Here is a 12329-nt window from a genome sequence, read left to right on the forward strand (position 1 = left end):
TTTTATATCATTATAAATATACATTGAAATTTTGGAAACTTTGCAGAAAAAAAATGAAAAAGACAAATCCTATCTGGCTGCTGACTGTACTTGTAATGCTTCCTCAGTTTGTAGAAACCATTTATAGCCCGGTTTTGCCAATGATTCAGGAACAGTTCGGAGTGAAAGAAGAATCTGTTTCCCTTACGATCAGCTTATATTTTATAGCATTTGCTCTGGGAGTTGCATTTTGGGGAGTTCAATGTGACAGAATCGGAAGGAAAAAATCCCTTGAATATGGGTTTATCACCTATGGAATTGGAACACTGACAGCTATTTTTGCACCCAATTTCATGATTCTCCTTAGTGCCAGGGTTATTTCTGCATTTGGAATCTCCGTCGGCTCTATTGTAACCCAAACGATTTTAAGAGATACTTATGATCAAAAAAACATCAGCAAAGTATTTTCCTGGATCGGGATTGGTTTATCCATAAGTCCTGTAATAGGAATGATTACCGGATCTGTATTGTCTTCTTCTGTTGGGCATCAGGGCATTTTTATAACCTTATGCCTGCTTGCAGGGCTATTTTTTATTCTTTCCCGGAAAAAAATTTCAGAAACCCAATATTCAGTAAAAGAAATCAACATGGGTATTTTAACTGATTTATTAAAGAGGATGCTTTCTGACCAAGCGATTATAAAGTGCTGTTTACTGATTATGAGTTTTAATGTCTTGCTGTTTTCTTACTACTCACTGGCTCCGTTTATCTTTAAAGAATATCATTATTTCTCTTATGTTTTCGGATACAGTAGTGTTATATTGGCTGGTGGAACATTTGCCGGAGCAAAACTTAACAGATTCCTGTTATTGAGAAACATACAACCTAAACATTTAGTTAAAACAGGTACATTTACTGCATTTATCGCCTCTATTTTTGTATGGATTCTGGCAAGTAAAGGGATATATTTTTTAATTCCATATTTCTTCATTGTGATGGCATTCAGCACTGTAATTCCTAATATTCTGAGTACTGCACTCATCAATTATAAAAACGAAACCGGAAGTGCCGGAGCTTTGCTGGGACTTATTTATTATATCCTGATAGGTTTAGGCCTTATAAGCATTGGTTTTATACAGAATTTAGGAATTTCCTGTATCTTGTTTTCGGGAATTGGTGTGTGTGCTTTACTACTCATTAATCACAGGGAACAATAAATTTGAAACATTAAGTTTAATAAAGAGTCAGAATGGTTAAATTTCATTAAAGATAAAATAGTAAATAAAATAACTTAATATTCTAATCACTTATCCAACTTAATGTTTCAAATATTTTATAGTTATTAAGCTTATTCTATTGTATAAAATGATACAGTGCGTCAAAAAATTGAGGATATACTTCTATATGAGGAAGATGTCCTACATTGTCAAGTTCTACAAGCTTTGAACCGGCAATTTCGTGTTGAGTTTTCTTTCCTAGCTCCTGATATTGCCCCATTTTCGGTTGAAGTTCCTTGGGAGCTCTATCTTTCCCGATTGCAGTCCTGTCTCTAGTTCCAATAATAAGCAGTGTGGGAACTTTTATATTTTTAAATTCATAACATACGGGCTGGTTGTAAATCATATCTGAGGTGAGTGCTGCATCCCAGGCTACCTGAGGATAATCTTTATGAAGCGTCCACCCTGCAATTAAGTCAAGCCATGGTTGATATTCTTCTTTCCATTTGTTATCATAATAGAATTTCAGCTGATAACTTTTATAGGTTTCCGATGTATTTTTAAGTTCAGATTGATACGCCTGATCAATGGTCTGGTAAGTAGCAAAAGTTTTATAATCTTCAAGTCCGATCGGGTTTTCAAGAATCAGTTTCTGTACTTTCCCCGGATATAGTAATGTAAATCTGGTCGCTACCATTCCTCCCATTGAATGTCCCAGAACGATTACTTTATCAATCTTTAGTTCATCAAGAATTCCTTTCGTATTTTCTGCCAGCTGTGAAAAAGAAAACTGGTAATCATGGGGTTTTGAAGACTTTCCAAATCCTATCTGATCAGGAATCACCACTCTGAATCCTTTAGCAGAAAGATCTTTCGCTGTCCTCTCCCAATAAGCCCCATTGAAGTTTTTCCCATGGAGAAGCATTATTGTTTTTCCATTAGGATTTTGTGGTTTTACATCCATGTAAGCCATTTTCAACTCTTCGCCCTGCGACTTGAAATTAAAAAAATGAACTTCATAGGGATATTGATAATCAGACAGCATTGCATCCAGAGGTTTTACCTGTGAAAACATAAAACCTGAGACCGTCAATGTAAAAGCGGCCATTATATTTCTGAAATATTTCATGAAACTTTTATTTAAAGGATTAAAATTAAAAAAACCGCTCCAAAAGGAACGGTTTCAACTATTATTTTATTTAAATATTTTTAAGACAATTCTGCCATTGAAACTGCTTTTTCTTTCTTTGACGGTAAATTCATCAGAACAATAGCAAAAAGGATTAAGACAATTCCTATCCATTGGATCAGAAATACTTTCTCACCCAGTAAAACAAAAGCCATCGTTACGGAAACCGGAAGTTCCAGTGAAGAAACGATACTTCCTAGTCCCAATCCTGCATTTGGAAATCCTACATTGAATAAAATCGGTGGGATAATGGTTCCAAAAAGAGCCAACACAAATCCATATGTCAGGAATATTGAATAATTGAATGAGTGAATATGCTCTGTATTTTCTGTAAAATTTAAGTATAATGATTTTAAACCATCAAAATACATAGGCCCAATCTGAGCAAAGAATAAAAATGCAAAAACCACTACAGAACCACCAGCCAACATGATAATACTTTTCCTGAAAACCGGAAGATGGGTAGCCAGCGTATTGGATGTGAACATCGTCAAGGTATATGAAGCGGCTGCCATTAATCCCCAGAAAACCCCATGCCAGTCTAGCTCTATCTCCATATTAATAAGATTAGTTGCCAAAACTGTTCCCAGCAATACAATAACTACAGAAACTACTTTCCTCGCGTTAGGTAGTTTTTTTGTAATGATACTTTCCACCACTACACTGAACCATACCGACTGCATCAACAATACAATAGCAATTGAAACATTGATATACTGTACAGCAATATAATAGAATAAGCTTGTTCCTCCTAAAGAAGTTCCGGCAAGCAGTAGCATTCTGACTTCTTTAGAATTTGGCAGCGATAACTTCTGTTTTGAGGTTAGAGTCTGAATAAGATTGAGGATCAAAAGTCCTGTCAAACCTAATACAAACTGGGAAGTCGTTACTTCCGAAGTGGTGAAACCATCATGGTATGCCATTTTCACAAAAGTGGCCAACATACCGTATATACTAGCTCCAATCCCTACAAATAAAACACCTTTTAGTATATTTTTCTTCTTCATAATTTTTTTAACAGCCTGCAAAGGTACAACATATAAATTAAACCTATCTGAAGTGTTATAATGATAGATAAACAAAATCGCCGCAAGCAAGCTTGCGGCGATTTTGAAATTAATTAATAAGTAAATTATTTTTTAACCATTACTTTTGAAGCGGCTTCAAAACCAAGTCCTTTGATTTTAACCATATAAGTTCCGTTTACCAGATTGCTTGTAGAAATTGCTTTCTTAGCATCCGGTGAAATTTTATCTTCAGAAGAAACCAGTTTACCTGACATATCATAAAGTTCTACACTTACTTTTCCAAGGGTATTGCTTGGGAAGTTGATATAAAACTCGTCTTTAGCAGGGTTCGGATAGATCATAACTTTATTATCCTTTGTACTTTTCACTTCATTAGTAGCCAGGAAACACTCTTCAGGCACTGCAAAATTCTCCAACTGATCTGTAATGTTATTCTTCACTCCAGCCGAAGCATTTACCCCTAAACCTCTTTTTGCAAAAACATTCCAAATCATACATTTATCCTGTCCTTGTGTGGTTGCTAATTCTGCTGCCAATATTGCATCCCTTCCCTCAACGAAACTTGGATTACATGGCTGAAGCTTTAAAGCATTAGTAATTAACTGTAATACTCTTGTACTTCCATTCGTCGTATTGCTCAATACATCTGAGGCATACCCGTATTTTTCAACATACTTCCAGTGGAGATCCCATAGCATTGTTGCCCAAACAAACCCTATAGAGTGTACATCTGGAACCAGATTACCATTAGAATTGGTATATTGCATTGTATTAGTATCTCCATAAGTAAAATCATTAACAGCAAAGTTTGGAGAATATCTTACCGGCCTTATACCTCCTCCTTCAGTCGGCTGTCCTCCTACGTATGTACCCACACCCCTTGGTACTAAAGCATTATCTCCTGCTTTATTAGTTAACATTAACGCAAAGAAATCAGACCATCCTTCTCCCATTTGCTCTTTACTCACATTAGCATTCAGACATCCTCCAGATCCTGTACCTGTAAGTCGATTTGAAATACCATGTCCATATTCATGAATGACAATTCCATTATCAAAGCTGCCGTCTGGAACTACATTATATGCGGGATCTTTTTTCAATGTAACATTTACAGCTGCATTGGAAGCAATTTGATTTTTTATATATTCTCCTTCTGAATTTGTTACAAGGATTGAAGGAATCGTAATCGTAGTATCCGTACCTCCCATTAACGGGGGAATATTAACTGCTGCAGAATTATTATATACTATAACTCCAATAGCTCCTGCATTCTGGGCATTCTTTACTTTTACAGAAAACCCACAATTCGTTCCACCTCCTCTTTCAACAAGGCCAATCTTACCGTTAAGGGATCCAGCCGGTAATGCTTGGCAACCTTGTATATCTGAAGCTAATTTTACCTCTCCTGTTACACCTAACATATTCAAAGCTGGTCCAAACTGAGCTCCCATAACTAATGGTTCACGTGTAGTTGCTGCAATTGGACTATTATAAAACAGTAATCGGCTATTAGTTGTTGACCAAAGATACATTTGCATTTTAGGATTATAACCTTCCTGAGGAGAACTAAAGTTTGCATTATTCAAACCTCCGCCATCCTGAGCTTCAGCATATACTGAGTCATCATCTACACCTCCGTTACCAAAATTATTCTGTTGGAAATTTTTGGCAGATTCTGTAAATCCAAACTGATAGAAAACATCGTGGATTCTGTTGTTCAGATAAAATAAATTAGTGATGGCTGCATTCCTGTTATTGACAGAAGTATCATTGATATTAAAAGAAAAATTAAAATTTCTTGTAAACCCTCCTTCTGCCGGAGTTCCTGTAAGATAGTTAGGAGCTGTCAACGCTGTTCCTGCAACATCTTCATAAGCAAATACATTGTTTCCTCTGGTAAAAGTATAATGGTTAACTCCATCAGAATGCCATCCTTCAGGAGAAGCATTCAGAAGCCAAGGGTTTGTAAGAATTGATCTTGAACCGAAAGTAGGCGCTTCAATTGGTAATGGAAATACATTATAAGATGCATTATCTGGTAAAAGTAATGGAATATTGTTCTGTACCATGTTATTTTGAGGTCCTACTAATGTATTGTCAAAATGATCAGCATGGCTATAATCAGCATCTGAGCTGTAAGCATCATGATTGAAATTACAAGATAAAGTCAGGTTATTTTTTAACAGAATATTCCCATTGTTGGCATCTACTAAAATATTCCAGAAATTTGGAGACTTTGGTTCTGTTAAGGTATATTCATAAGCCAAACGCAGGTTTCCACTCTCGTCGTTGGTATATACAAGTCTTTGATTGGCTGATGTTGCTTTTTTTTGAGTCTTTTCAAGATATTCAAGAATTGTAAAATTTGCAATATCAGGGTTTTTCAGGTCTTCAGCAATTTTTTGAAGAGCAGCAGTTTTATTAATAATAGCCGTGCTCGATGTAGATGCAGTATAATCTTTTACAAAATTATCTGTATAATAAACAATTTTACTGTCTTTAATCAATGCTGTTCCTACAGAATTGTATATTGGCAAACCATTATATGTCTGTAGAAATTTAACAACATTACCATTCAATGATTTCGATGGATCTACATTATCAATAATGATATTATTAAGATCATATTTTTTATATTCTCTTATTTTATTTTGAGAAATATAATCTTTAATCAGTTTTTCATTATCCTGTCCAAACAATACTGTTGGAAACGCAGAAAAGACCGCAAATAAAAGGGGTAGAGCTTTGTTTTTCATATCCATTATTAAAGCCGCTAATCTACAAATAATTCACAAATATTAAATCTTTTTTTTAATTAAAATTTAAAAATAAATATATACCCAAAGAAAATATCTAACTAATATTACTTTACATATTTCTCAATAAAAAGAACCTGATCATAAATTCATGTCTGCCACATTATATTTATTGCGCCTTTATATATTTTTAATGTAGTTATTTCATTAAATAAATCTCACATCAATGTATATTTTTTAACAATTATTGACTTATGTAATATTTTTTTTGAAAAAGCTCTATAATTTATTCTTTTCTATTATCAAATTTTATATTTATCATATATATTTAGATAAAAAAAGCCGCTCAAACGAGCGGCTCCTTATGTATCAATGGTTCAAAGATTATTTACCTTCTTCCATTTTTCTTTTCAACTCTGCTAATGCATCGATGTCTCCAAGAGTAGATCTTTCTTCGTTGTTTGAAGAAGAAGATACGTTTCTAGAAGAAGATTCTTTAACGTTTTTCTTTTCTTCGTCTCTGAAGATACCTGTGTGAGATACTACTACTCTCTTGAATTCTTTGTTGAATTCGATTACTTTGAATTGAGCATCTTCACCTTTTTTGATTTTAGATCCATCTTCTTTCTCTAATAATCTTGAAGGGCAGAATGCTTCAACCTCAGCATCTTCGAATTGAACAGAAGCTCCTTTATCGTGAACTTCTACAGCTTTACCAGCGTGGACAGTTCCTTCAGCATATTTAGTTTCGAATTTATCCCATGGGTTTTCAGTCAATTGCTTGTGACCTAGAGATAATCTTCTAGCTTGGATATCCAATTCAAGAACTACAACATCTAATTTATCACCTACTGCACAGAATTCAGATGGGTGCTTGATTTTCTTAGTCCAAGAAAGATCAGAGATGTAGATTAATCCGTCGATACCTTCTTCTAGCTCTACGAATACACCAAAGTTAGTGAAGTTTCTTACAGTTCCTACATGCTGAGATCCTACCGGATACTTAGTTTCGATGTTTTCCCATGGATCTTTAGACAATTGCTTGATACCAAGAGAAATTTTTCTTTCTTCTCTATCTAAAGTTAATACTTCAGCTTCTACTTCATCACCTACTTTTACGAAATCTCCAGCAGATCTTAAGTGAGTAGACCAAGACATTTCAGAAACGTGGATTAATCCTTCTACACCTGGAGCGATTTCTACGAATGCACCATAGTCAGCAAGAACTACTACTTTTCCTTTTACTTTGTCACCTACTTTCAAGTCAGCAGAAAGAGCATCCCAAGGATGAGCTTCTAATTGCTTCATACCTAATTGGATTCTTGTTTTCTCATCATCGAAATCAAGGATTACAACTTTTACAGTCTGTCCGTCCTCTAGGATTTCAGATGGGTGGTTCACTCTAGACCAAGAAAGGTCTGTAATGTGGATCAATCCATCAACACCTCCTAAGTCAATGAATACACCGTAAGAAGTAATATTCTTAACAGTACCTTCAAGAACCTGACCTTTTTCAAGCTGAGCGATGATTTCTTTTTTCTGACCTTCGATATCTGCTTCGATCAATGCTTTGTGAGATACAACTACGTTTTTGAACTCAGGGTTGATTTTCACAACTTTGAACTCCATAGTTTTTCCTACGAACTGATCGTAATCTTTAATTGGCTTAACGTCAATTTGAGAACCAGGTAAGAATGCTTCGATTCCGTGAACGTCAACGATCATACCACCTTTAGTTCTTGATTTAACAAAACCGTTAACGATTTCTCCAGTTTCGTGAAGTTCGTTTACTTTATCCCAAGCTTTAAGCGTTCTAGCTTTTCTGTGAGATAATTGTAACTGACCAGTTTTGTCTTCTCTCTTGTCAACCATTACCTCTACCTCGTCACCTACTTTTAGGCCTTGGTTGTAACGGAATTCGTTAAGAGAAATAACACCTTCAGATTTGAAGTTGATGTCTACGATAGCTTCTTTGTCAGTTAATCTTACAACTCTACCAACTAAAACGTCATTATCGTTTAGGCTGTTAAGAGATCCGTTATAGATTTCTTCTAAATCGCTTTTTTCTTTTCTCGCATCTGCATCAAGACCTGATTCGAAAGAATCCCAATCAAATTGTTCCGGTGCTACGTTTTGGTTTAATAAAACCTCTGCTGAATTTGTCTCTTTTGACATTTTCTAATAAAAATTTGTATTCCTTCTTTTTTAACGGTTTGAATAAATGCGGATTAAAAAATACGGAAGTAATTAATTTTAAGTAATTTACCCATCAAACCTTTTCGCCACAAAAGTGGATGCAAAGATACACTTTTTATTTAACATCAACAATCAAGCTTTATTCATATTTAATTAAAATCAATCGAATCTTTAAAATGAATGTAATAGATTGATCAGCAGAATTGTTTAATAATTAAATAGTATCAAATTCAAGAGATCTAATAAACAAAATAGCTATGCAGAAAAAAAATATTTTTATTTTAATTGGTATCCTTTTCTATACCATCAATATAAAAGCCTGTACAATTTTTTCCTGTTCAAGAGGAGGTGAAACATTTGTTGCAGCCAACGAAGACGATACCACTCCCTTTACCAGAATTTGGTATAACCCAGCTAGCTCAAATCGCTATGCCTCCGTTTGCTTCGGAGCCCCTGACATGCAGGTAGCCGCAGCCATGAATGAATACGGACTATTCTTTGATTTTGCAGCAGCGAATTATGATTTCACCCAATTGAACCTGACCAATCCCTATCCCGGAGATATCATGTGGGAAATCCTAGGAACATGCAAAACTGTAAAAGAAGCCATTGTTATATTAAAAAAATATGACTACATATCTTACTCCCAAGCTCTAATAGCGGATAAGTATGGTAATTCTGTATTAGTTAGCCCCAAAGGAATAACTGAAAAGAATGGAGACTTTCAAGTGAATTCAAACTGCAATATGATTAATGGGAAGCTATCATGCAGGCGGCCAGAAATTGCTAATGAAATGCTTTCCGGATCGAAAGAGAACAGTGTGGAATTTCTAAAAAAAATTTTGGATAAAACCCATCAGGAAGGTGAACTCAATACATTATACTCTACAATCTTCGATTTAAAAAAAGGCATTATTTATGTCTATCTTTTCCATGATTATAATACAGTCTATATTATTGATCTGAAAACTGAATTAAAAAAAGGATACAGAATAGAAAACCTTGCGGATCATTTCCCAGCTTCTTTTGCTTATGAAAATTTTTCAAAGAACCATTCTTTATACCTTAAAGAATCTATTTTTCAGGAGATGAAAAATAAAGGTATAGATAGAACAATCGACCATTATATTTCAGAAAGTGAAAAATTATCTCCAAAAAATGAAAAATTAAATTCTGCCTTGCTGGAAGCAGCATTACAGCTCATTAAATATTCCTGGAACGAGCACAATAATGGCAGTATGTGGTACTATTGGTTCAGTAAACCTTATGGATATGATGTACAGCAATACAAAGACACAAAACTTACTTCAGCAGAAAAACTTTTAAAGTATTTATCTTCCAAGGAAACTACAGATCTTAAACTTCAGAATTTCATGTATGAAATGATTGGGTTTATCAATCTTACGCAGGGAGACAAAATTTTGGCAAAAGAATTTTATGAGAAAGCAGTAACTAATCCCGATAAAGCCTATAGCGTAACATTAATCCGGGGAAAAGAAATACTTAACAGAATGAAGGATATAAAAAAGTAAGAAAAGGAAAATTGGGAAAACTGCATTACTTATAAACCCTGATATCCTCAACTCTAAAACCTTCAAAATTCAAAATTCACTACCTTTGCAGCATGGAACTACAATCAATCTACCAGAAGCTGCAGATTCAGGATATGAATCAGATGCAGAAATCTACTTATAATGCGTCTGAAAACAATACAGACATTGTTTTACTCTCTCCTACAGGATCTGGAAAGACTCTTGCTTTTTTATTCCCGGTTCTTCGGAATCTGAAAAAAAATGTTCAGGGAGTTCAGGCATTGATATTGGTTCCGGCCAGAGAACTGGCTTTACAGATTGAGCAGGTTTTCAAAGCTATGGGAACAGATTTTAAAGTATCTGTTTGTTATGGCGGACATGATAAAAAAATCGAGGTTAACAATTTAATTGAAGCTCCTGCTGTTTTAATAGGAACTCCGGGAAGGGTTGCTTACCATGTAAGAAATAATAATTTTGATCCGAAAACGATTAAAACACTCGTTCTTGATGAATTCGACAAAGCTCTGGAGCTAGGTTTTCATGAAGATATGGAGTTTATTGCAGGCTCATTAAAAGGCCTTTCTCAAAGAATTTTAACATCAGCTACGACAATGGATGAAATTCCATCGTTTACTGGTCTAAAAAATGAAAAAACAATCGATTTTTTAAAACTAAGTGAAGTAAAACCAGATATCCAATTGCGAAAAGTAATGACAATTTCTGAGGAAAAGCTGGATACTTTGTTTAATTTAATCTGTAAAATAGGAAATAAAAGGACTCTTATTTTTTGTAACCACCGTGAGGCTGTTGACAGAATTTCTGAACTTCTTCATCAGATGGGAATCGACAGAGAAACCTTCCATGGCGGTATGGAGCAGGACGAAAGAGAACGTGCATTACTGAAATTCAGAAATGATTCTGCAAGAATTCTTATTACTACAGATCTTGCCGCCCGCGGACTTGATGTTCCGGAAGTAGAATCTATAGTACATTATCAGCTTCCTCCCAAAGAAGATGCTTTCATACACAGAAACGGGCGTACTGCAAGAATGAATGCCAAAGGTTTTGTATATCTGATCATGACAGAGGACGAAAACTTCCCGTTCATTAAAAATAATACTCCTGAAGAAAGTGTTGCCGGATTTACTAAAGTTCCGGAAAAAACACCTTTCCAGACTATTTATATCAGTGCCGGAAAAAAAGATAAGGTCAACAAAGTGGATGTTGTGGGATATCTTATCAAAAAGGGAGAACTTCAGAAAGAAGATATCGGTTTGATTGAAGTAAAGGATACAACTTCTTATGTTGCTGTTTCCAGAAGCAAAGTAAATGCTGTTTTAAGAAAGCTTCAGAACGAAAAGCTGAAAGGAAAGAAAGTAAAAATGGAAGTTGCTTATTAAAAATATGATTCTTTAGACAAACAATATATATGTCATTGCGAAATGCAGAGATCGCTTTCCGCAATGACATTCATCTTATTTTATTCCTCTTACTTTGGTAGGAAAAGTATACACAGATTTTGAGGCGGTAATAAAAAGTATATCATTATTTTCTCCACCAAAAGTTACATTGGAAGTCCACTTTTCAGGGATAGGAATATGGTAAATTTTCTTTCCGGAACGGTTAAAAACATGTACTCCATCTCCTGTAAGATAAAGGTTTCCGTGCTTATCCAGCTCCATTCCGTCTGATCCCATTTCACAGAAAAGTCTTTTTTCTGACAATTTCCCTTCACCCAATATGTCATATACATAAGTTTTCCCGGCATCAATATCAGAAAGGTATAATTTTTTCAGTTTTTCACTGCCTACAATTCCATTTGGCTGGGTAAATGTATCCAGCTTGATAACTTTCCCTGATTTATCTCTGTAATAAAGGCTTTTGTGTTGCAGTTCCTGTTTAAAACCGATCCAATAATCTCTTTTGTACAATGGATCTGTAAAGTACATTCCTCCGGCTTCATCATTCCAAACGTCATTGGGACCGTTCAACCTCTTTCCTTCAAAACCTTTAAGCAGAATTTCTACTTTCTTGTCTTTGGAAATTTTCCAGATCTCTCCCTGATCATCTGAGCAGGTAATCAAATATCCGTCTTTATCAAAGTGTGTTCCGTTTGCCCTTCCCGTCTTGTCTAAGAACTCTATTACCTTATTGCTTTTCCAGTCCCAATAATAGATCTTATCATTGGGTTGATCGGTAAAGTAAACATTCCCTTCTTTATCTGCTGATGGTCCTTCTGTGAAACTGAACGTATCGGAAACCATTTCCGGCTTTACTCCTTCATACAACATTTTACTATAATTTACTGATTGACAGTTTACCAATGCGAAAACCAAACCAATCATGCCTATTTTAAATATATTCTTCATACTTCATTTTTAAACCTGCAATTTACAATATGACCTACAGGTTTCAAAATATTTTCTCGTTTT

General features: G+C 34.9%; 8 protein-coding genes. 3 read left to right on the forward strand and 5 right to left on the reverse strand.

Annotated features, from left to right (window positions below; all coding sequences use genetic code 11):
- Positions 1 to 53 precede the first annotated feature (53 nt).
- A complete protein-coding gene (locus ACPF63_RS14095; protein ID WP_426480337.1) occupies positions 54 to 1196 on the forward strand; it encodes an MFS transporter in 1143 nt (380 codons plus the stop codon).
- A 136-nt stretch (positions 1197 to 1332) separates the two neighbouring features.
- Here the strand turns inward: ACPF63_RS14095 and ACPF63_RS14100 are convergent, their stop codons facing one another.
- From ACPF63_RS14100 to rpsA, 4 genes are all read right to left on the reverse strand, one after another.
- Entirely contained in the window at positions 1333 to 2325 is a 993-nt protein-coding gene (locus ACPF63_RS14100; RefSeq protein WP_426480338.1) for an alpha/beta fold hydrolase, read from the reverse strand.
- Between the two features lie 80 nt (positions 2326 to 2405).
- On the reverse strand, positions 2406 to 3392 hold the full coding sequence (locus ACPF63_RS14105) for an EamA family transporter (protein WP_426480339.1): 987 nt from the start codon (positions 3390 to 3392) through the stop codon (positions 2406 to 2408).
- A 125-nt stretch (positions 3393 to 3517) separates the two neighbouring features.
- Positions 3518 to 6169 (reverse strand): T9SS-dependent M36 family metallopeptidase, encoded by a 2652-nt coding sequence (locus tag ACPF63_RS14110; protein ID WP_426480340.1) that lies wholly within the window; start codon positions 6167 to 6169, stop codon positions 3518 to 3520.
- 384 nt (positions 6170 to 6553) lie between these two features.
- Positions 6554 to 8344, reverse strand: coding sequence for a 30S ribosomal protein S1 (gene rpsA / locus ACPF63_RS14115; RefSeq protein ID WP_426480341.1), 1791 nt, complete (start codon positions 8342 to 8344; stop codon positions 6554 to 6556).
- Positions 8345 to 8622: 278 nt separating this feature from the next.
- On the opposite strand from rpsA, the gene ACPF63_RS14120 reads away from it, so the two are divergent.
- Together ACPF63_RS14120 and ACPF63_RS14125 are read left to right on the forward strand one after the other, a co-directional pair.
- Positions 8623 to 9897, forward strand: coding sequence for a carcinine hydrolase/isopenicillin-N N-acyltransferase family protein (locus ACPF63_RS14120; protein WP_219072406.1), 1275 nt, complete (start codon positions 8623 to 8625; stop codon positions 9895 to 9897).
- 92 nt (positions 9898 to 9989) lie between these two features.
- On the forward strand, positions 9990 to 11297 hold the full coding sequence (locus ACPF63_RS14125) for a DEAD/DEAH box helicase (protein ID WP_077415254.1): 1308 nt from the start codon (positions 9990 to 9992) through the stop codon (positions 11295 to 11297).
- A gap of 75 nt (positions 11298 to 11372) precedes the next feature.
- On the opposite strand, the gene ACPF63_RS14130 is transcribed toward ACPF63_RS14125, so the two are convergent.
- Positions 11373 to 12266, reverse strand: a complete 894-nt coding sequence (locus ACPF63_RS14130; protein ID WP_426480342.1) for an SMP-30/gluconolactonase/LRE family protein — start codon at positions 12264 to 12266, stop codon at positions 11373 to 11375.
- Between the last annotated feature and the right edge of the window lie 63 nt (positions 12267 to 12329).

Origin of the sequence: Chryseobacterium sp. R2ACT005, from assembly GCF_049949215.1 — a bacterium.
Classification (GTDB): domain Bacteria; phylum Bacteroidota; class Bacteroidia; order Flavobacteriales; family Weeksellaceae; genus Chryseobacterium.

Excerpts from the sequence above, each read along its gene's own strand:
- ACPF63_RS14095 (WP_426480337.1), top strand. The coding sequence starts at position 54 with ATGAAAAAGACAAATCCTATCTGGCTGCTGACTGTACTTGTAATGCTT.
- ACPF63_RS14100 (WP_426480338.1), bottom strand. The coding sequence starts at position 2,325 with ATGAAATATTTCAGAAATATAATGGCCGCTTTTACATTGACGGTCTCA.
- ACPF63_RS14105 (WP_426480339.1), bottom strand. The coding sequence starts at position 3,392 with ATGAAGAAGAAAAATATACTAAAAGGTGTTTTATTTGTAGGGATTGGA.
- ACPF63_RS14110 (WP_426480340.1), bottom strand. The coding sequence starts at position 6,169 with ATGAAAAACAAAGCTCTACCCCTTTTATTTGCGGTCTTTTCTGCGTTT.
- rpsA (WP_426480341.1), bottom strand. The coding sequence starts at position 8,344 with ATGTCAAAAGAGACAAATTCAGCAGAGGTTTTATTAAACCAAAACGTA.
- ACPF63_RS14120 (WP_219072406.1), top strand. The coding sequence starts at position 8,623 with ATGCAGAAAAAAAATATTTTTATTTTAATTGGTATCCTTTTCTATACC.
- ACPF63_RS14125 (WP_077415254.1), top strand. The coding sequence starts at position 9,990 with ATGGAACTACAATCAATCTACCAGAAGCTGCAGATTCAGGATATGAAT.
- ACPF63_RS14130 (WP_426480342.1), bottom strand. The coding sequence starts at position 12,266 with ATGAAGAATATATTTAAAATAGGCATGATTGGTTTGGTTTTCGCATTG.